A 20823-nucleotide genomic window follows, 5' to 3' on the forward strand; every position below is an offset into this window, starting at 1 on the left:
TTATGAATATAGAAACTTTAGAAAATAAATTAGGGATTAATGGATTTCAATATCCAGATTCATTTATTAAAGCAGTAGAATTAAATTTAGTAGACTTTGATTTATGGTATATAATGGATGAAAAAAGAGTACTAAATAGGTTGCAAGGAATTAAAGAAAGGTATCCGAGTAGAAATTTAATACCTTTTGCAAGAAGAGATGATAATGATGATATAGCGTGCTTTGAAGTAGGTAAAGGTGATAAAGTTCAAATAATACATGATTTTGCATCAGAAGGCTATGAGCAAAGAAAAGAGTATAATGATTTTTGGGATTGGTTAAAAGATGCCATTAATGAAATGATTGAATTCAATAGAGAATAGAAAAGGAGATGAGTCCTATTAATTATTTACAATTGAGTAAGGAGATATCATATGCCCTTAGGCATGCTCCTTGGGAGTATGAATTAGAGCTAGATGAGAATGGATGGGTTAGTGTAGAACAATTATTGAACTCTTTAAAAGAAAATAGTAAATGGAAGAATGTAACTGTAGTAGATTTAGAGCATATAATTGAGAATTCTGATAAGAAAAGACATGAATTAGTTGATGGGAAAATTAGAGCTTTATATGGACATTCTATACCGATGAAGATAGTAAAAGAAAGTGCAGAACCACCAGCAATGCTATTCCATGGAACTGCAAGACGTTTTTTACAATCAATAGGAAATAAAGGATTATTACCAAAGGGTAGGCAATATGTTCACTTATCGAATGATATTGAAATTGCACTTCAGGTTGGTAAAAGACATGATGATAATCCAGTTATTCTTGAAATTGATGCTAAGAAGGCTTGGAATGAAGGAATTAAATTTTATTTAGGTAATGATAAAGTATGGTTAGCTGACAATATCCCAAGCAAATATATAAAAGTTATGTCATAATTAGATTTAATGTAAGGATAAAACAGCCCACACCTTTAAAGTAAGATGCGGGCTGTTTTACCCTTATACATATAGATGAGAAAGCTGAAGATTTACTTGATACGATTCTCAATAAACTAGATAGGGTTTGGAATGATGTAAAGTATGTATTTAAGAGTGTTTGCGATAATCCACTTGATTTTATGGTTGGAGCGGGCGTTTCAATACCAGATAATTTAACTTACAAGGGTGTATTTGGATTAGATAGTAAACTAGAAACCATGGAATTTAATTTAGAAAGTAATAAGGATTATGAAGGATTAACATCTATAAAAGCAGGCGAATCAGGTGGAGATATATTAACTGCACTGTTAGGAGGAACAATAACATCAGCAAGGTTTACAACTGATGCTGAAGGAGTAGTTCTCGCGGTACCAACAGCTGGAACAGTAACGGTGCCATTAGAAGAAGTAGGGGCAACAGAGGTAGCAGTAGGTGGAGAAATAACGACTAGGTCATTAGCAGGACTTGGTGATGACTTGGATAGTACATTTCAGTATGCGGATAAGGGTGAAGGGACAAGTGGAAAATGGAATCAAGGAAGTTTTGATTCTGGAAAAAATTCACTTGAGTATCATTTTAATAAACATGGAAAAGAGGTAGGTGCAAAAGATGCAGACCAATATCTTAGAAAAGCAGAAGAATTTGCTAGAAACTTGAGGGGAGCTAAAAGATATAGGGTACAAGGTGAAGTAGATGGAGTAACGCGATATGTAAAAAATGGGAAATATATTGATTTGGCACCTGATGGAACAATAATATCATTTGGAAAGAGGTAATATAATGGAAAGATGGCAAGATATTAAGATTAAAGGAATTGCAAGAATAGAAAAAGTTGTAGCAGAATTTGATGTTATAGAGCTACAAAAGACACCTTATGGAAAGTTTAAAGTGAAAATTTATGAAAGCCCAGATGGAGGTTTTACAGGATATACTAATTTACGAGTTAAGGATGAAACTGGAGATGCTTGCGGGGGTGTAGGACATGGAATTACTATAGAAGAGGCTTTGAGAGATACAATTGAGTATTTTTTAAAAGTTCTTAATGAGAAAGATTTTTGGGAAGAAGATGAATTTGAGTGTAGCGATACATTTGATTTTTAGCTATAATAATTAGAAATTGTGTATTGAAAAAGTGTTTATAAGGATATAGTGTAATGTTAATTTATTGAATTATATCCTTTTTTTATATTTTTTAACTTTTAGGTATTGAAAATCTAAAACTATTAGTGATATTATGTAATAAATTTAAGAAATATATCCAAGATACATTTTTGGAAATATTTAAGGTAATTAAAATATGTAATTGAGTCTAAAACCATTTTAGATAAAGTGTCTAGAAGAATTGTTAATGAAGTTAAGGGAGTAAATAGAATTGTTTATGATGTGACAAGTAAACCTCTTGCAACAATAGAATGGGAATAGGAAAAAAGCGTTTTAACTATCAATAATTTTAAAGTAGAGTATGATTTCTGACTGAAAGGTTAGTTGTCATGCACTACTTTATTTTTATTTATGGTAAAATTATATATTATTACATATTGATTTAAAGTGAAAGTTAGGAGAAATTTTATGGGATATAATTTGCATATAGTTCGCCAGAATAAAACAGATGACGATATAACTTATGACGAAGTAATTAAATTAGTAAATGAAAGTAAAGAATTAGAATTAAAATATGAAATGAAAATTAAAACACCAAATGGAGATGAAATAGTAATTCCAGGAAATTATATAGTTTGGAGGAAAAAGGAATTTAATGTTTGGTGGAATTACAATTGTGGAAAAATAAGTTCAAGTTACATAAAGGATGAGGGTATAGATAAATTAAAAAAAGTTGCACATGCATTAAATGCTAAAGTCATAGGAGATGAAGGTGAAGAATATTAATTTGTAAAAGGTTCCATCATTTTTGCGAGATGCTTATGAAATAAAAACAGACAATTATATTTGAAATCAATTTCGGCAGTACATGTCTATATACTTTAGAAACAATGGTCAATACATACGTATATAAAGTTATGCCAGTTTTGTTTGACGACTAAGCTGAAGTGATTCATAAACGCTTTGTAGAAAGCGATGTTACAGAAGAAAGATATCCTGAATTAGTAGATAATGGACTCTATAATGATTTTGAATTTTTTACTTGTACTACCGTGGGAGCGAAGTAACAATGCTGAAGGAACGATTTAAAAAAGTCCTAGTAAACCTTAGATTTATAGGATTTTTTTGATGCACGAAGTATTGTTACTTCGCATTTTTTTAAATTTTAATGAATATCTGCTGTGTTGCTTCATTATATATATTAGTATACAAATGAGAGCATACATAGTTAAATAATTATGTCAAAATTATGAATTAAAGAGTAAAGTTCTGTAAGTGATTGTATTGCTTCAAATAGTGTGGTAAAATTAACTAAATTGGTAAGACCATTGTACCATGAAAATATATTATTATAGAAATTAATTAAAGCAAGTTTTAAAAAATAGTACTTTATAAAAATTTAAATACACTATGGTTCTATCAAAAAATAGTTTAGTAATTGAAAAGCGTAAAGGAGAGGGAAAATATGAATATTCTGTTGTGTGTAAAACAGGTTCCAGATGATTCTATTGAAATTCATTTGGATAATAAGACGAAAAAACCTAATTTAAATGGAGTTAGTTTAGTAGCAAATGCGTTTGACACATATGCATTAGAGTTGGCAGTTCGTTTTACGGAAACTCATGGAGGAAATGTTAGTGTACTAACTATTGGAGCAGAGGATTCTTTAAATACATTAAAAAATTGTCTTGCTGTAGGAGCTAAAGAAGCATTTTTTGCAAAAGATGATTTATATGCAGATTTAGATGCTATTGGAACAGCTAATGTTTTGGCAGATGCTATTTATAAAATTGAAAAAGACAAAGGTGAAAAATTTGATTTAATTCTTTGCGGAATGGAATCTACAGATGAGATTACTGGTCAAGTAGGAGCAATGCTTGCTGAGAAATTAAAGACAAGCTTTGTTAGTAGGGCAGTTGTAATCGATTTGAAAGATGATGGTCTAGAAGTTCATCAAGAAATTGAAGAAGGATATAATTTAGTTTCTATAAAAACTCCAGCCGTAGTAACAGTAAGTAAACCAAATTATGATCCACGTTATCCTACAATTAAAACTAAGATGGCAAGCCGTAGGGCAGTAATTCCAACTTATTCAGCAGCAGAAATTGGAGATGTAAAACAAGCAAAAGTACGATGCATTGAATATGTTGAACCTCCTAAGAGAGAGGTTGGTATAAAAATTCAAGAGAAAGATCCGATCCTCGCAGTAAGTGCTGCTATGGAGCAAATGAAAAAAGATAAAGCAATCTAATTAAAGATAAACCAACTTAAATTTTATTTGTAGCAAAATGCCGTTTTTGGACATTATGATGCACATCAATTTCAATAGTTAAAGTGGTTTATTTATAAGGAGGAAAATGAAAGTATGAAAGCATTATTGTTTATTGAAACAGATGGAGAAAAAGCAATAGGCGGAAGCCTTGAACTCATTAGTACAGTAAAATCATTAGATGCAGAAGGAATAGCTATTGTGGTTGGCAAAAGGTCTGTAGCAGATACTGTAGCTGCTTTTGGAATTCCAGTTATTTTTACAGATGCTGCCGAAGATTGTGATACTCTAACGGAAGTATTATCACAAATTATTAAAGAAGAAAATCCAGATATTGTTTTATTAGCAAATACAGCACTTACTAAGGATATTGCACCACGTGTTGCAGGACGTATGTGTTTAGGCTGTGTAAGTGACGTAATAGGAATGAGCAAAGCTGATGGCAAAGTTATCTATACTAGACCAGCTTATGGGGGTACAATTTTAGAACATATTGAAGTAGAAGGCACAGCAGTAGTTACAGTTAGAAGTGGAAGCTTTCCAAAGCCAGAGGCTAGTTCAAATGCAGGTGTTACAGAGAAAAAAATGGAAATTCCAGATAGTGCTGTTAAGGCAAAAATTGTTGATACAGTAAAAGAAATTTCTGAGGCTGTTAATTTAGAAGAGGCACAAGTTATTGTTTCTGGTGGACGTGGAATGGGAAGTGCAGAAAATTTCAAACTTGTTGAGGAATTAGCACAGGTACTTGGTGGTGTAGTAGGTGCAACAAGACCACCAATTGAAGATGGATGGATTTCTCGTGCACATCAAGTTGGACAATCAGGAAAGATTGTAGCACCAAAACTTTATATTGCATGTGGTATTTCTGGAGCTACACAACATACGTCTGGAATGTCAGGTTCCGATTATATAGTAGCAATTAATAAAGATGAGGAAGCTCCAATTTTTGAAATTGCTGATGTAGGCATTGTTGGAAATGTAACTGAGATTCTTCCAGCTATGATTGAAGAAATGAAGAATGCAAAGGAAAAAGCAAAATAAAGTTTTTAGGCCACTTAAGTTATGAACTAAAGCAAAATTATGAATAGGGATTCTAAAGTTAAACAGTATCTAAAGATAAACCATCTTGAAACTTGAAATTTATTTGTACCAAAATGCCATCTTGTAGGTATTATGGTGCACATGAATTTCAATAGTTGAAGCGGTTTATCTATTTAAATATGGGAAAGTTGTATGATCAAAATATAAATGTTAGTACCATAAAAATTGAATGAGGGGATAAAAAATGTTATTTTTAAAATTTTTAATAGCAATGTTACCAATTATTTGCCTCATAATTGCATTAAGTGGTTTAAAAATGCCGGCGCATAAAGCTACTTCTATTGCACTTGTTATTACAATGTTCTTAGGTATTGTTTTCTGGAAACTTAATTCAGTTTATGCTGTATCAGCTGTATTTGAGGGGGTACTCAATGCCCTGTGGCCAATTTGTTTAGTTATTGTTGCAGCTTTGTTTACGTATAACTTAACTTTACGTACAGGTGCAATGGAAACAATAAAAAGAATGCTGGCTGGAGTATCTTCTGATAAAAGAGTTTTAACATTAATTATTGGATGGGGCTTCGGCAGCTTCATGGAAGGAATGGCGGGCTTTGGCACAGCTGTTGCAATACCAGCATCTATGCTTGCGGGTATTGGATTAAATCCATTTGCAGCAGTTTTATCGTGCTTGGTTGCTAATAGTACACCAACTGCATTTGGTTCAGTTGGAATACCTCTGGTAACACTTTCATCAGTAACTGGGGTTTCATCTCATACATTAGCAGCAAGTACAGCAATGATTGAAGTGATTATTACTTTTATCAGTCCGTTTATTATGGTATGCATTGTAGGTGGTGGAATAAAAGCATTAAAGGGAGCTTTTACTATTACATTAGTTGCTGCATTATCATTTATAATACCTTGGTATATTACAGCAGTGGTAGTTGGAGCAGAACTGCCAAATATAGTAGGTTCTATTTGTTGTATGGCATGTACAGTTATTGCAGCAAAAATCTTTAATAGCAAACCTGAAGCTGAGTATTCAATTGAAAATTTAGATAAGAGTAAAGAATCAGCTTTATTAGTAACTAAAGAACAAATATCAGCATCAGTAAATCAGGATAAAGAGGAAGCTATATCCTTTGAAAAGGCATTACAAGCATGGTGTCCATTTATTTTAATATTCGTGATGCTACTATTTACATCAACTTTATTTCCAGCAATTAATCGCTTGATTGCACCAATTAAAAGTGTTGTAGTTGTGTATGCTGGAAAAGGCGGAAGTAAATTAGCTTTTAGTTGGATTAATACACCTGGAATTATAATTTTTGTTGCTGCAATTATTGGGGGCTTTGTTCAAGGTGCAAAAGTTTCAACGATGCTAGAGGTACTTCTTACTACGTTGAAAGGAAACTGGAAAACAATTGTTACAATTTGCTGCGTTATGGCAGTAGCAAAGGTAATGGGTTATAGTGGAATGATTGCAGATATTGCAAGCTTTTTGGTCGTAGCTACAGGAAGAGCATATCCGCTTATTTCTCCATTAATTGGAGCAGTTGGAGGCTTTGTTACAGGTTCAGGTACATCAACCTGTGTTTTATTTGGAGGCTTACAAGCAAAAACTGCCCAAAATCTTGGGATATCTCCAGCATGGATGGCAGCAGCAAATGTTCTTGGAGGCGGTCTAGGCAAAATGATTTGTCCTCAAAGTATTGCAATTGGTGCAAGCTCAATTAATAAGTCTGGTTCGGAAAGTAAGATTTTAGGAAGCGTGTTTAAATATTTCTTATGCTATGTAGTTATCGCTGGTATTATATGTTTCTTAGGAACACTATTTATAAAATAAAAAAGATACATTTAGAAAGGAAGTATTAATATGGCTCAGTATAATCAATTGACAGAAGAAATAATCTCAAAATTACAGGAGGTAGCTCCAGGGCATATTTTAACGGGTGATGATATCAATGTAGATTACTGCCATGATGAAATGCCTATTTATGGGAAAAAGGCCCCTCAAGTTGTATTAATGGCACACTCAACAGAGGAAGTTGCTGCAGTAGTAAAAATATGCAATGAAAATAAGATACCAGTAACTCCAAGAGGAGCAGGAACAGGACTTGTAGGAGGAGCAGTTCCAGTTTTAGGAGGAGTTTTAATTGATATTACAAAGATGAATAAAATACTTTCTTATGATATGGAAAATTTTGTTGTTCACGTGCAGGCTGGTGTTTTGCTAAAAGATCTTGCAGAGGATTGCACGAAACAAGGATTATTATATGCCCCAGACCCTGGTGAAAAGTCCGCTTGCGTAGGTGGAAATGTTTCAACAAATGCTGGTGGAATGAGAGCTGTTAAGTATGGTGCAACGCGTGATTATGTACGTGCAATGACAGTTGTTTTACCGACAGGAGAAATTACTCATTTTGGAGCTACAGTATCAAAAACAAGTTCGGGTTACAGTTTACTAAATTTAATGATTGGTTCAGAAGGTACTCTTGGAATTATTACAGAGCTTACTTTGAAAACTATGCCAGCACCAAAGGTAGTTGCAAGTTTAATTATTCCTTTTGAAAATTTGGATGATTGCATTTCTACTGTTCCTAAATTTAAAATGGAACACATGAATCCAGAAGCATTAGAATTTATGGAAAGAGAAATTGTTTTGGCTAGTGAAAGATATATTGGAAAGAGTGTATTCCCACAAGTAGTTGGTGGAGTAACTGCAAATGCTTATTTACTTGTTACTATAGATGCAAGTAATGAAGATGAATTGAATGACCTTATTGAGCAAGCAAGTGAAATGGTGTTAGAAGCAGGAGCAATTGATGTTCTTGTAGCTGATACACCTGCAAAAATGAAAGATGCATGGGCTGCACGTTCTAGTTTCTTAGATGCAATTATGGCAGAAACAAAACTATTAGATGAATGCGATGTGGTAGTTCCAGTAAATAAGATTCCTTCTTATCTTGCTTTTGTAAATAAAACTGGTGAAGAGTGTGGAATAACCATTAAGAGTTTTGGACACGCAGGCGATGGAAATCTTCACATATACGAATGTAGTAATGATTTAGAAGAAGCAGAATTTAAAGTAAGAGTTAATAAATTTTTTGATATTATTTACAAAGAAGCAACAGAATGTGGTGGACTTGTTTCAGGAGAACATGGAATTGGTAGTGGAAAGATGAGCCATTTAGCAGATAGCGTTGGAGAAACAAATATGGAATTAATGAGAGGAATTAAAAAAGTGTTTGATCCAAACTGTATTATGAATCCAGGTAAAGTATGCTTACCATTAGATGGTGCTAACTATAGATAAAGATAAACCACCTTGAAACTTGAAATTTATGTGTACCAAAATGCCGTCTTCTGGGCATTATGGTGCACATGAATTTCAATAGTTGAACTGGTTTATCTATAATTAAAAAAGAAAGGTGGAAATTAATATGGATTTTAAACAAGATGAAAACCATGAACAATTACAAGAAATGTATCGTGAGTTTGCAGAAAATGAGGTAAAAAAAATTGCAAAGGAAATTGATGAAAGCATGCGTTTTCCAAAAGAAAATGTAGAAAAAATGGCTGGAATGGGCCTACTTGGAATACCATTCCCAGAAGAATACGGTGGAGCTGGAATGGATACCTTAAGTTATGTACAATGTGTAGAAGAATTATCTAAATGTTGTGCAACAACGGGTGTTATAGTATCAGCACATACAAGCCTTTGTGCAACACCAATTTATAAATATGGTACAGAAGCACAAAAAGAGAAGTATTTAAAACCACTTGCTTCAGGTGAGAAATTAGGTGCTTTTGCATTAACAGAACCTTCTGCTGGAACTGATTCAGCTATGCAAAAAACAACAGCAGTACTCGAAGGAGACCATTATGTATTAAATGGCAGCAAAATATTTATTACCAATGCGGGATATGCAGATATATATATTATTTTTGCTATGACAGATAAGAGCAAGGGAACAAAGGGTATTTCAGGATTTATAGTTGAAAAAGATTTCCCTGGTTTTTCTGTTGGAAATCATGAATTAAAAATGGGGATTCGTGCATCTTCTACATGTGAATTATTCTTTGATAATTGTATAGTTCCAAAGGAAAATCTTTTAGGAGAAGAAGGCAGAGGATTTAAAATTGCAATGGCAACGCTTGATGGAGGGCGTGTAGGTATTGCTGCGCAAGCTCTTGGTATTGCAGAAGGTGCAATAGATGAAACTGTTAAATATGTTAAAGAACGTGTTCAATTTGGAAGACCTATTTCAAAATTCCAAAATACACAATTCGAACTTGCAAAGATGCGTGCAAATACAGAAGCAGCAAAACTTTTAGTATATCAAGCTGCATGTGCAGAGGATGATAATGAAAGATTTTCGCATTATGCCGCTATGGCCAAATTGGTTTCTTCTACAAATGCCAGCGATGTAACAAGACGTTGCTTACAATTATTTGGTGGTTATGGATATACAGGTGATTATCCAATTGAGAGAATGATGCGTGATGCAAAAATAACAGAAATCTATGAAGGAACATCAGAAGTTCAAATGATGGTTATTTCTGGATGGATGGGTCTTAAATAATATATCATATATTAGATTTACTCCATGACTTAATTAAAAAAGAACTTAGAAATTTCTAAGTTCTTTTTTAATTGGTGATTTTAAGGACGCAGTAGCATCAAAAATGTCTTTACGAATTCATCGATTGGCATTGATTTAATATTATTTGTAGTGATATATAGAAAGCATGTGCTGATAATTAGTAAATAGAGTATATTATAAAAATTAGATGATGATAAGTTATGGAGAATTTTAACACAAAGTATGGAAAAGTAAGGTTTTATCGCTCTGATGAAACACCATTTGAAATTTATAATATTTTTGACTTAAATTTAGCTTCAATGTAGTAGCTAGATAGCTTATGTATAACTTTATTTATGTATAAAATACTCTTCATTGAAGAATATAATATAAAAAGGAGAGTATTTATAATGAGTAAAAAGTTAAGTGTAACTAAGTTGAAAATGGCTGCGATAGCTAATCATATGATGGAAGCTGGAGCAGAGCTTTATAGTAATCCTGAAGTAAAAAGTAAGATTAAAAAGAAAATTGAAGATAAAAAGGAACTTAAATAGAAATAGCAAGTATACATGCATATAAATTTTAAAAATGTGCATAATAGATTACATGATGATGTTCCACGATATGGGAGCAATTTAGTGCTTGCTGTTGACCTATAGGTTAGAGGTTCAAGTCCTCTTCGTGGAGCCATTTTTTATATTTTGATGAGACAGTAGCATATGGTTAGGCTACTATTTTTTTGTAATTAGCTTGTACCGAAAGTATAATGAAAGGAGAAAAATACTATGCTATTAATCAAAAATGGAAAGATATTAACTATGGCAGGGGCAAATTATAATAATGGAAGTGTTTTGATACAAAATGGCAAAATAATAAAGGTGGGGGAAAATATTAATATAAGTGATGGTGATGTTTCTGAGGTAATTAATGCGGAGAATTGTTTAGTTATGCCGGGAATTATAGAAGCACATTGTCATATAGGAATTAAGGAAGAAAGAAAAGGCTTTGAGGGTGATGATTGCAATGAAATAAATGATCCAGTAACACCATATCTCAGGGCTTTAGATGGAATTAATCCTATGGATTCAGCTTTTCATAATGCATTGAGTGCTGGTATTACTGGAGTAATGGTAGGTCCAGGAAGTTCAAATGTAGTTGGTGGTCAGTTTGTATTTATTAAACCTTACGGAAGAGTAATAGATAAGATGGTAGTCCTTGAGCCAGCAGCAATGAAGGTCGCTTTTGGAGAAAATATAAAGACAAATTATAATCAGAAAAATATGGTGCCATCAACTCGTATGTCAATTGCAGCATTTTTACGTGAACAATTATTTGAGGCACAGCAGTATAATGAAAAAAAGAAAAATGCCGAAAAGTCTGGTGATGCTTTTCAAAATGACTTTAGAAAAGAATGTTGGCTGCCAGTAATTAATAAAGAAATTCCATTAAAAGCCCACGTACATAGGGCAGATGATATATTAACTGCAATTCGAATAGCTAAAGAGTTTGATTTAAGATTGACATTAGATCACTGTACTGAAGGACATTTAATTGCAGAGGAAATAAAGGAAGCTGGATTTCCAGCAATTATTGGACCAACTATGTCCTCAAGAAATAAAATAGAAACACAAAATGCAGATTTTAAAACGCCAGGTATATTACATAAAGCAGGAGTAAAGGTAGCAATTACAACAGACCATCCAGTTACTAGAATACAGGATTTACCTATTTGCGCTGGATTTGCAGCAAGGGAAGGACTAGGTATAGAAGAAGGACTAAAAGCTATTACAATAAATGCAGCAGAAATATGCAATGTATCTAATAGAGTAGGAAGTATTGAAGTGGGAAAAGATGCTGATATTGCAATTTTTAATGGTAATCCAATGGAGGTATTTACAAAGACTTTATATACTATAATTAATGGAAAAGTGGTTTATAAAGCAAAAGATATATAGAATTAAAATACATGTAATTAACCTGTATATATTAATATAAAAATGACGGCAAGTTCAGATTGATACTGATCTTGCCGCCATTTTATAATTGTTAGAAGCAGATTTCTTTCTGCTTCTGTAAGGTACTTTTGCAACAAACTATTTGTTATTGTTTTTATTGTTGTTTCTGTTGTTATTATTATTGTTGTTATTTTTGTTGTTATTATTGTTGTTTTTGTTGTTATTGTTATTTTGTTGATTGTTATTATTTGCCATAGTTATCGCCTCCTTACCTATTTATTGTTAACCAAATAAACGTGAAGTATGCATTATTGAACTAAAAAAATTATATATATGACTATTTGATAACAATCAAAGTAAATTACAAGTTTAAGAAATTTTCTATATACCTATAATATTTTAATGTGTTACTATATATAAAGATACTTATTGAGAGGAAGGTTATATAATATGAATGCTAGAAAGAAAGGCATAATTATTTCAATAATGGTTGCCATGTTTTTGGGAGCTGTTGAAGGAACCGTTGTTACAACGGCTATGCCTACTATTGTTAAAGATTTAAATGGATTTGATAAGATTAGTTTGGTCTTTTCTATATACTTACTTACATCAGCTATATCAACTCCTATTTATGGGAAAATTGCTGATTTGTATGGAAGAAAGAGAGCTTTATCTACAGGAATTGTAATATTTTTAGTAGGAAGTGCTTTGTGTGGTATTTCTTTAAATATGTATGAGCTTATCATCTTTAGAGCCCTTCAAGGTATTGGTGCAGGGGCTATTTTTACTGTGGCATATACTATAGTAGGAGATGTATTTTCTGTAGAAGAGAGGGGTAAGGTTCAAGGATGGATAAGTTCTGTATGGGGTATAGCAAGTTTGCTTGGACCATTTATAGGAGGTTTTTTTATTGATAAGTTATCGTGGCATTGGATATTTTATATAAATATTCCTTTTGGTGTATTTTCGCTTGTACTTCTTGAAAAAAATTTGGACGAGAAGGTTCAGAAAAAAGAAAGTCCTATGGATTACTTAGGGATAATAACACTTACAATAGCTATAATCATATTTTTGCTTACTATTTTGGGGATAAATGAAAATACTAAGATTTACTCTTTTAAAATACTATTACCTATAGTATTTACGATTATTTTACTAGCACTATTTTATTTTATAGAAAATAAAGTTGAGGAACCTTTAGTACCTTTTGATATATTTTCAAGTCAAATGAATATTGTAAATATAATAAGCTTTCTTGTATCAGGTATTTTAATAGGAACGGATGTTTATTTGCCTGTATATATACAGAGTGTTTTAGGTTTTAATGCAACCATATCTGGACTTTCTTTGGCATCTATGTCAATATCGTGGATTTTATCATCTTTTGTACTTTCAAAGACTATGCAAAAGTATGGAGAGAGAATTGTAATATTTATTTCTACCTCCATTATTCTAATAAGTGCTGTGCTATTTTACACTTTAAATATTAATTCTTCACTTATTTTTGTTATTATATATGCTTTTGTAATAGGCTTTGGTTATGGTGGAACCTTAACAACTCTTACAATAGTAATTCAGGAAGCAGTTTCTCATGATAAAAGGGGAGCAGCTACAGGAGCAAATTCTCTTTTAAGAACAATGGGTCAAACTATAGGAGTAGCTATTTTTGGGGTTATATTTAATTTAAATATTTCAAAGTATTTATATAAGCTTGGAATAAAAGGAGTAAATGTAAACAATCTATATGGTTCAAAAAATGTAAATGCTAATATTGCCATAGATAAAGTAAGAGAATCACTTAATTTTGGTATTCACAGTTTATTTTTAGTACTCATAGCTATATCAGTTATATGTGTTTTAATGTCAATAATGATGAAAAATTCACTTAAAAAATAAATTATATTTCAATAAATGCTTAATAACATATGAATATTAAGATAGAGGATTCTAAGTATTCTTGTATTAAGGAGAAGAAAAATTATGTTTTATGATAAACGACGGAGAAAATGAAAAAAAGCAATAGCTTAAGATTATTTTAGCATTAGTTATAATTTAGCATAATATAATAACTAGTAAAGAAATCTATAGAAAGAGGTTTTTATGGGATATTACGTTAAATTACAATCGGGTGTAAAAATTTATGTAGAGGATATTAATCAAGAAGGAAAGAAAACAATATTATTTTTACATGGCTGGCCTGGAGATCATAATTTGTTTGAATATCAATTTAATGTGCTGCCTAAAGAAGGATATAGGTGTATTGGAATTGATCAAAGAGGATTTGGGGAGTCAGATAAGCCGTTTTCAGGATATGACTATGATACATTATCAGATGATGTTTTTGGTGTGGTTGAAGCACTTAAATTAAAGAATTTTATGTTAGCTGGACATTCTACTGGTGGAGCAATTGCAATTAGATATATGGCAAGACATAATGGGGATGGAGTTTCTAAATTGGCACTTTTTGCAGCAGCAGCTCCTAGTTTAATTAAGCGTTCATATTTTCCATATGGAATAACAAGAGAGGCTGTAGAGGATATTATTAAAGGTACTTATAGCGACCGTCCTAAAATGCTTAGACAATTTGGTGATACATTTTTCTTTCAACATATATCTGAGCCATTTTCAGATTGGTTTTTTAGTCTTGGGCTTCGGGCAGCAAGCTGGGCTACTGCAGCTGTTGCAAACACTTGGCTAGATGAGGAGAAATTATTCTCTGATATGAAAAAAATAACTATTCCAACTTTAATTCTTCATGGAATACACGACCAGGTTTGTCTTTTTCAATTAGCTGAGGCACAAAATAAGGGAATTAAAAATTCTAAACTTGTACCATTCCAATATAGTGGTCATGGATTATTTTATGATGAGAAAGATAAATTTAATGAGGAATTGATGAAATTTATAGAAAATAAAAGTTTATAATTGCTATGAAAATAGAAAGATAAAGAAATCTTTCTATTTTTTATATATAAAATTTTATAAATACTGAATATGATGATATAATACGGTTAAGATAATAATTGAAAATGGAGGAAATATTTATGAAGTATTCAAAAATGATAGATCATACACTTTTAAAGGCTGATGCAACAGAGGAACAAATAAATAAAATAATTGAGGAAGCAATAAAATATGAATTCGCATCTGTATGTGTAAATCCAACTTGGGTTAAATTTGCTGCAGATAAATTGAAAAATTCAGAAGTTGCGGTTTGTACTGTTATAGGTTTTCCTTTAGGGGCTGGTACCACAAATACAAAGGTTTTTGAAGCAAAGGATGCGATTGAAAATGGTGCAAATGAAATAGATATGGTAATCAATATTGGAGCATTAAAAGATAAGAAAGATGATTTTGTTGAAGAAGAAATAAATAGGCTTGTAAAAGCAGCTGATGGAAAGGCACTTGTGAAAGTAATTATTGAAACATGTCTTCTTAATGATGAAGAAAAAATACGTGCCTGCAAACTTGCCGTAAAGGCTGGTGCAGATTTTGTTAAGACTTCTACAGGGTTTTCTAGCGGTGGGGCAACAGCAGAGGATGTTGAACTTATGCACAAAACTGTAGGTGAAAATGCTAAAGTTAAGGCATCTGGAGGTATTCATTCTAAAGCTGATATGGACAGCATGATTAAGGCTGGTGCTAGTAGAATTGGTGCTAGCGCTGGAGTTAAAATTATGGAAGATTACATAAAAGAAAATAAGGATATATAGGGAGAACTAGAAAAATGAGAATGGTTGATTTAATCGAAAAAAAGCGTGATGGTGGAGAGCTATCAAAAGAAGAAATTGACTTCATAATTCAAGGTTATACAAAAGGAACAATTCCCGATTATCAAATGAGTGCATTTGCAATGGCAGTATTTTTTAGGGATATGACAGCTGATGAACGTGCTAATTTAACAATGGCTATGGTGAATTCTGGAGAAACTATTGATTTGTCAGCTATTGAAGGCATAAAAGTTGATAAGCACTCTACTGGAGGTGTTGGAGATACTACTACGCTTGTCTTAGCACCATTAGTTGCAGCTTTAGATATACCGGTAGCTAAAATGTCAGGCAGAGGGCTTGGGCATACTGGTGGTACTATAGATAAATTAGAGTCTATAAAAGGGTTTAATGTAGAAGTTACTAAAGATAAGTTTATTGACCTTGTAAATAGGGATAAAATTGCTGTTATTGGGCAGACTGGTAATTTAACCCCAGCAGATAAAAAGTTGTATGCTTTAAGAGATGTTACAGGAACAGTAAATTCTATTCCTTTAATTGCTAGCTCTATAATGAGTAAAAAGATTGCAGCAGGAGCAGATGCAATTGTTTTAGATGTAAAAACAGGCTCAGGTGCTTTTATGAAGACAGAAGAGGATGCATATAAGCTTGCACATACAATGGTTAGCATAGGAAATAGTGTTGGACGAAAAACCATTGCAGTTATATCAGACATGAGTCAGCCTCTTGGCTTTGCTGTTGGAAATGCTATTGAGGTAAAGGAAGCTATTGATACTCTTAAAGGAGTTGGACCGAAGGATTTGACGGAGCTTGTACTTACACTGGGCAGTCACATGGTTTGTCTTGCAGGGAAGGCAGAATCAGAAGAGGAAGCACGTAAAAAACTTCTTGAGGTTATAAAAAGCGGAAAGGCAATTGAGAAGCTTAAATTATTTATTAAAAATCAAGGTGGGGATGCATCTGTAGTAGATAACCCAGATAAGCTTCCTCAAGCTAATTATAAAATAGATGTTCCAGCTAAAAAATCTGGATTTGTATCTGAAATTGTTGCAGATGAGATAGGTACAGCTGCAATGCTTCTTGGAGCAGGACGTGCAACAAAGGAAGATACTATTGACCTAGCAGTTGGAATTATGCTTCGTAAAAAGGTTGGAGATAAAATTAAAAAAGGGGAACCGCTTGTAACTCTTCATTCAAATAGAGAAGAGGTAGAAGAAGTTATTTCGAAAATTTACAATAATATTATCATATCAGATAAGGCAGAAACTCCTAAATTAATTCATGGGGTAGTTGTAAAGTAAAAACATTGCGAAACTTAAAGCAAAGTAACAATGCTAAAGGAACAGTTTAAAAAATCTTAGTAAATCTTTGTGAAAAAATCGTAAAATACTTAGATATTTCAATTGCCTGAGCATTGTTACTTTGCATTTTCTTTAACTTACGTTTTTATTCAATTGACATTTACAAATTGCAGCCTTTATTGCCATGTAGTCCACATCTTCTGGAAGAGCTTCTTTTATAGGTCTTAATTTAGCAGTACCTAAAGTTCGTATTTTTTCATATATAAGTTCAGAGTATTCCTCTGGAATAAATGAATCTAAATCTACACCTAAACCTTCTTCAGCGCATTTTAGAAGATGGTCTTGAATTGTTTTAGGTGATAATTTTCTATTTTCAGCAATTTTACTAACAGATAAACCGCTTTTATAGAGCTCAAAGGTGACCATATGTGTTTTTGATTTAGATGATACCTCATGATGTGTGGTAAGCGGTATGCTATTAGCAACTATATTGTTTTCTGCAACATAAGCTTTTATTAAAGCTTCAAATTTGTCTCCATATTTTTCGTACTTTTTTTCACCTATACCTTTTAGATTAAGCATAACCTCTTTGTTTGTAGGATAATATTTGCACATTTCAGTGAGTACTGCATCAGAAAATATTATGTATGGAGGTACCTTTTCACTATAAGCAAGTTCTTTTCTAAGTTCTTTTAATTGTTCAAATAGAGTTTTGTCTTCTGTTATAGATTGCTCTTTTACGATAATTATTTTTCTCATTACTTTTTTTGTGCCTTTTAAAACGTCATAGCTTTTCTCAGTAAGCTTTACCACAGGATACTCTGTTTCAGTGAGAGTTAAATATTGCTCTGCGATAAGTGCATTTATTAAATCAACAATGTCTTTAATTTTGTATTCACTCATTATTCCATAAGTGGATAAAGTATTGAATCTAAAACTTAGTACTCTCTGATTTTTAGACCCCTTTAAAACTTCAGAAATTAAGGTTATTCCATAGTTTTGATTCATTCTATATACACAAGATAATATTTTTTGAGCTTCTACTGTTATGTCCACAAGTTCTGAATCATTTATACAATTACTACAATTGCTGCAATTTTCAAGTTTATATTCTTCGCCAAAGTAATTTAATATGTATTTTCTAAGGCATGAAGTAGTTCTGCAATACTCAATCATTGAATTTAACTTTTGAAGTTCAATTCTCTGCCTTTCATATGAAGGAATGCTTTGTTGTATAAGGAACTTTTGAATGTGAATATCTTGTCCGCCAAAAAGAAGTATGCATTCACTATTTTCTCCATCTCTGCCAGCACGACCAGCTTCTTGATAATAGGATTCCATATTCTTTGGCATATTATGATGAATAACAAATCTTACATTCGATTTATCTATGCCCATTCCAAACGCATTAGTGGCTATTATTATTTTTATGTCATCATAAACAAAAGCTTCTTGATTTTTAGTTCTTTCATCATCAGATAAACCTGCATGGTATCTTCCAACGGAATATCCTTTTCTAAGCAGCTTTTCATATATGCTATCTACTTCTTTTCTTGTGGCGGCATAAATAATTCCGGAATTGTTCTTGTTTTTTGAAATATATCTAAGTATAAAATCAAGCTTATTTTCATTTCTAATTACAGAAAAGAATAAGTTTTCTCTATCAAAACCTGTTGTAAAGCATTCAGGGTTTTTAAGATTTAAAAGTTCTATAATATCATTCTTTACTTTAGGTGTTGCAGTAGCAGTAAATGCGCATACTACAGGCCTCTTGCTAAGACTTTCAATGAAGGGAGCAATTCTTTTATAACTTACCCTAAAATCATGACCCCATTGAGATACACAATGCGCTTCATCTACAGCCACCATAGATATATTTAAACTTTTTACTGTATTTTTAAAATAATCCTGTTCTAATCTTTCAGGAGCAACATATAAAATTTTGCAGTGGCCCGAAACAGCACCTAAAATAACTTCATTTACCTCCCTTGAAGATAAAGAACTATTTATGAAGGATGCGTTTACTCCGTTTTCTCTAAGAGTGTCTACCTGATCCTTCATGAGCGAGATTAGGGGAGAAATTACAATAGTTATTCCTTCCATTGAAAGAGCAGGAATTTGATAGCATATGGATTTTCCTCCGCCAGTTGGCATTATGGCAAAAGTATCTTTATTATTAAGTATGCTTTGTATTATTTTTTCTTGACCTTTTCTAAATGAAGAATATCCAAAATATTTTTTTAGCATATCAATTGGTTGTAGATTCATATAAAATTGCTCCTTTAAATTTAAGTTACATATTTAATTATAGTCAAAAATAGATATAAATAAACTATTATTTTTCTAATTTCAATATTCTTGCTTGATTTTTAGAGAGAGGTAAAATTGCAGCGTTATTTTTTATATCAAATGTTTCTTTAGTTATTAAATCTAAAAGCTTTGTGCTCTCCAGGGAAAACTTTATTTCTGTATTTTCTTTGGAGCAATTAACAGCAACTATTATATTTTCATCTTCGAAGTTTCTTAAAAATGCATATTGTTTATTAGAAATAAATAGTTGATTGTAGGAGCCTTTTTTTATGGCATTATGCGTTGCCCTTATTTTAGAAACACATTGTATGAACTTTAAAAGTTTTTGACTGTCCTTTAAGTCATGAAAATCCTCTAAATTAATTTCAGGACGAAGTTTGGAATCAGAACCGTTCTCCTTTGTTCCTTTTATTCCAAATTCACTTCCATAATATATAGATGGTATTCCAGGCATAGTAAAGAGCAGCGTGTATAGTGGGTAAATATTGTCTAAGTCTGTTAAAGTACTTGCTATTCTATTAACATCATGATTATCAACAAAATTGTATAGAGGAAGGTCTTTATATATGCCTCCATTTCCAAATTGTCTGTTTAAGGAATAGGCAATTTCAAAATAATTGAGAGAATTATGGCTTGAATAAAGTCCTTTGTAACATTCATAGTTAGTCACTGTATCTAGGATGTCATTATTTGCCCATATATTATAATCTCCATGTATGATTTCTCCAAGAAGAAGTATATCTGGTCTTAAACTTCTAGCATAATGTGAAAGTTCTTTTAGAAAATTTAACTCTAAACAGTCTGCTGCATCGAGTCTTATGCCATCTATATCAAACTCCTGAATCCAGAATTTAATTATTTCAAATATATAATTTTTAACTTCACTATTATAGGTATTTAGCTTGACGAGATTGTAATAACCGTTCCATGAATCATATGAGAAACCATCATTGTATGATGTATTGCCATTAAAATTTACTCCTGAAAACCAAGATATATATTTAGAATTTTGTTTGTTTGAAATTAAATCCTTAAACTTTGGAAAATCTCTTCCAACATGATTAAATACTCCATCCACAATTAATTTTATATCATTTTCATGGAAGAGTTTTGAGATTTTTTTAAGTGTATCATTTGTTCCAAGTCTTCTATCTACTTTGAAATAGTCTATAGTATCATATCCATGGGAAGTTGATTCAAAAACAGGTCCCATATATACTGCATTTATTTCAAGAGCTTTTAAGTGTGGTATCCATTTTTCTATTTTATCTAGGCGTGATACTGGTGAAGAGATTAAGTCATTATTTTCAGGAGCCCCGCAAAAGCCTAAAGGATAAATATGATAGAAAATAGATTCTTTAATCCAAGAGTTCATAGTACATACCTCCAATAAATATTATCTATAAGATTATTATATAACTTTATTTTGTAAAGTGGGCATAATTATAAATATTTATGAGGTATGCTAATATATTTTAATTTTATAAAGAATGCTTTGAAATAATGGAATATAACAACATTATGGTGTGATTTTATAAAAACGACCTTCTGACTTGTACTAACGTTTA

Annotated in this window: 18 protein-coding genes and 1 pseudogene; 17 read left to right on the plus strand and 2 right to left on the minus strand. The window is 32.0% G+C overall.

What is annotated here, in order from left to right:
* The first annotated feature begins 2 nt into the window (after positions 1-2).
* The 17 genes and pseudogenes from ACJDT4_RS21660 to ACJDT4_RS21740 all read left to right on the plus strand — a co-directional run bounded on the left by ACJDT4_RS21660 (position 3) and on the right by ACJDT4_RS21740 (position 16945).
* The gene (locus tag ACJDT4_RS21660; RefSeq protein ID WP_406789693.1) at positions 3-362 is read left to right on the plus strand and encodes an SMI1/KNR4 family protein; all 360 of its coding nucleotides are present in this window, start codon (positions 3-5) and stop codon (positions 360-362) included.
* Between the two features lie 8 nt (positions 363-370).
* Positions 371-922, plus strand: coding sequence for an RNA 2'-phosphotransferase (locus tag ACJDT4_RS21665; protein WP_406789694.1), 552 nt, complete (start codon positions 371-373; stop codon positions 920-922).
* A 182-nt stretch (positions 923-1104) separates the two neighbouring features.
* Complete coding sequence (locus ACJDT4_RS21670) at positions 1105-1740, plus strand: hypothetical protein (protein ID WP_406789695.1); 636 nt, start codon at positions 1105-1107, stop codon at positions 1738-1740.
* Positions 1741-1744: 4 nt separating this feature from the next.
* Complete coding sequence (locus ACJDT4_RS21675) at positions 1745-2065, plus strand: hypothetical protein (RefSeq protein WP_406789696.1); 321 nt, start codon at positions 1745-1747, stop codon at positions 2063-2065.
* A 216-nt stretch (positions 2066-2281) separates the two neighbouring features.
* A pseudogene (locus ACJDT4_RS21680) lies at positions 2282-2386 on the plus strand (GMP synthase (glutamine-hydrolyzing)); the annotation flags it as partial.
* Between the two features lie 147 nt (positions 2387-2533).
* Positions 2534-2851 carry a hypothetical protein gene (locus ACJDT4_RS21685; protein ID WP_406789697.1) on the plus strand — a complete coding sequence of 106 codons (318 nt, stop codon included), beginning with the start codon at positions 2534-2536 and terminating at the stop codon, positions 2849-2851.
* A 679-nt stretch (positions 2852-3530) separates the two neighbouring features.
* Complete coding sequence (locus ACJDT4_RS21690; RefSeq protein ID WP_406789698.1) at positions 3531-4316, plus strand: electron transfer flavoprotein subunit beta/FixA family protein; 786 nt, start codon at positions 3531-3533, stop codon at positions 4314-4316.
* A gap of 114 nt (positions 4317-4430) precedes the next feature.
* Positions 4431-5375: an electron transfer flavoprotein subunit alpha/FixB family protein gene (locus ACJDT4_RS21695; protein WP_406789699.1), complete on the plus strand. Its 945-nt coding sequence runs from the start codon at positions 4431-4433 to the stop codon at positions 5373-5375.
* A 244-nt stretch (positions 5376-5619) separates the two neighbouring features.
* Complete coding sequence (locus tag ACJDT4_RS21700) at positions 5620-7221, plus strand: L-lactate permease (RefSeq protein WP_406789700.1); 1602 nt, start codon at positions 5620-5622, stop codon at positions 7219-7221.
* A 30-nt stretch (positions 7222-7251) separates the two neighbouring features.
* The gene (locus ACJDT4_RS21705) at positions 7252-8691 is read left to right on the plus strand and encodes an FAD-binding oxidoreductase (RefSeq protein ID WP_406789701.1); all 1440 of its coding nucleotides are present in this window, start codon (positions 7252-7254) and stop codon (positions 8689-8691) included.
* Positions 8692-8818: 127 nt separating this feature from the next.
* On the plus strand, positions 8819-9961 hold the full coding sequence (locus ACJDT4_RS21710; protein WP_406789702.1) for an acyl-CoA dehydrogenase: 1143 nt from the start codon (positions 8819-8821) through the stop codon (positions 9959-9961).
* Positions 9962-10371: 410 nt separating this feature from the next.
* Positions 10372-10515, plus strand: coding sequence for a hypothetical protein (locus ACJDT4_RS21715; protein ID WP_406789703.1), 144 nt, complete (start codon positions 10372-10374; stop codon positions 10513-10515).
* A 231-nt stretch (positions 10516-10746) separates the two neighbouring features.
* Positions 10747-11916: an amidohydrolase gene (locus tag ACJDT4_RS21720; RefSeq protein ID WP_406789704.1), complete on the plus strand. Its 1170-nt coding sequence runs from the start codon at positions 10747-10749 to the stop codon at positions 11914-11916.
* A gap of 450 nt (positions 11917-12366) precedes the next feature.
* Complete coding sequence (locus ACJDT4_RS21725) at positions 12367-13812, plus strand: MDR family MFS transporter (RefSeq protein ID WP_406789705.1); 1446 nt, start codon at positions 12367-12369, stop codon at positions 13810-13812.
* Between the two features lie 204 nt (positions 13813-14016).
* Positions 14017-14841 (plus strand): alpha/beta fold hydrolase, encoded by an 825-nt coding sequence (locus tag ACJDT4_RS21730; protein WP_406789706.1) that lies wholly within the window; start codon positions 14017-14019, stop codon positions 14839-14841.
* Positions 14842-14960: 119 nt separating this feature from the next.
* Positions 14961-15629 (plus strand): deoxyribose-phosphate aldolase, encoded by a 669-nt coding sequence (deoC, locus tag ACJDT4_RS21735; RefSeq protein WP_406789707.1) that lies wholly within the window; start codon positions 14961-14963, stop codon positions 15627-15629.
* Positions 15630-15643: 14 nt separating this feature from the next.
* Positions 15644-16945: a pyrimidine-nucleoside phosphorylase gene (locus ACJDT4_RS21740; protein ID WP_406789708.1), complete on the plus strand. Its 1302-nt coding sequence runs from the start codon at positions 15644-15646 to the stop codon at positions 16943-16945.
* Between the two features lie 132 nt (positions 16946-17077).
* Here ACJDT4_RS21740 and recQ read toward each other — a convergent pair whose 3' ends face one another.
* Together recQ and ACJDT4_RS21750 are read right to left on the minus strand one after the other, a co-directional pair.
* The gene (gene recQ, locus ACJDT4_RS21745; protein WP_406789709.1) at positions 17078-19213 is read right to left on the minus strand and encodes a DNA helicase RecQ; all 2136 of its coding nucleotides are present in this window, start codon (positions 19211-19213) and stop codon (positions 17078-17080) included.
* Positions 19214-19280: 67 nt separating this feature from the next.
* A complete protein-coding gene (locus tag ACJDT4_RS21750) occupies positions 19281-20630 on the minus strand; it encodes an alpha-amylase family glycosyl hydrolase (RefSeq protein WP_406789710.1) in 1350 nt (449 codons plus the stop codon).
* Positions 20631-20823 lie beyond the last annotated feature (193 nt).

Origin of the sequence: Clostridium neuense, assembly GCF_045310695.1 — a bacterium.
GTDB lineage: Bacteria > Bacillota > Clostridia > Clostridiales > Clostridiaceae > Clostridium_S > Clostridium_S neuense.

Bases quoted from the DNA above. Each gene is read 5' to 3' on its own strand.
- deoC (WP_406789707.1), top strand. From the start codon at position 14,961: ATGAAGTATTCAAAAATGATAGATCATACACTTTTAAAGGCTGATGCA.
- ACJDT4_RS21670 (WP_406789695.1), top strand. From the start codon at position 1,105: ATGGTTGGAGCGGGCGTTTCAATACCAGATAATTTAACTTACAAGGGT.
- ACJDT4_RS21710 (WP_406789702.1), top strand. From the start codon at position 8,819: ATGGATTTTAAACAAGATGAAAACCATGAACAATTACAAGAAATGTAT.
- ACJDT4_RS21705 (WP_406789701.1), top strand. From the start codon at position 7,252: ATGGCTCAGTATAATCAATTGACAGAAGAAATAATCTCAAAATTACAG.
- ACJDT4_RS21715 (WP_406789703.1), top strand. From the start codon at position 10,372: ATGAGTAAAAAGTTAAGTGTAACTAAGTTGAAAATGGCTGCGATAGCT.
- ACJDT4_RS21750 (WP_406789710.1), bottom strand. From the start codon at position 20,630: ATGAACTCTTGGATTAAAGAATCTATTTTCTATCATATTTATCCTTTA.
- ACJDT4_RS21660 (WP_406789693.1), top strand. From the start codon at position 3: ATGAATATAGAAACTTTAGAAAATAAATTAGGGATTAATGGATTTCAA.
- ACJDT4_RS21740 (WP_406789708.1), top strand. From the start codon at position 15,644: ATGAGAATGGTTGATTTAATCGAAAAAAAGCGTGATGGTGGAGAGCTA.
- ACJDT4_RS21685 (WP_406789697.1), top strand. From the start codon at position 2,534: ATGGGATATAATTTGCATATAGTTCGCCAGAATAAAACAGATGACGAT.
- ACJDT4_RS21675 (WP_406789696.1), top strand. From the start codon at position 1,745: ATGGAAAGATGGCAAGATATTAAGATTAAAGGAATTGCAAGAATAGAA.
- ACJDT4_RS21665 (WP_406789694.1), top strand. From the start codon at position 371: ATGAGTCCTATTAATTATTTACAATTGAGTAAGGAGATATCATATGCC.
- ACJDT4_RS21720 (WP_406789704.1), top strand. From the start codon at position 10,747: ATGCTATTAATCAAAAATGGAAAGATATTAACTATGGCAGGGGCAAAT.
- recQ (WP_406789709.1), bottom strand. From the start codon at position 19,213: ATGAATCTACAACCAATTGATATGCTAAAAAAATATTTTGGATATTCT.
- ACJDT4_RS21690 (WP_406789698.1), top strand. From the start codon at position 3,531: ATGAATATTCTGTTGTGTGTAAAACAGGTTCCAGATGATTCTATTGAA.
- ACJDT4_RS21700 (WP_406789700.1), top strand. From the start codon at position 5,620: ATGTTATTTTTAAAATTTTTAATAGCAATGTTACCAATTATTTGCCTC.
- ACJDT4_RS21725 (WP_406789705.1), top strand. From the start codon at position 12,367: ATGAATGCTAGAAAGAAAGGCATAATTATTTCAATAATGGTTGCCATG.
- ACJDT4_RS21695 (WP_406789699.1), top strand. From the start codon at position 4,431: ATGAAAGCATTATTGTTTATTGAAACAGATGGAGAAAAAGCAATAGGC.
- ACJDT4_RS21730 (WP_406789706.1), top strand. From the start codon at position 14,017: ATGGGATATTACGTTAAATTACAATCGGGTGTAAAAATTTATGTAGAG.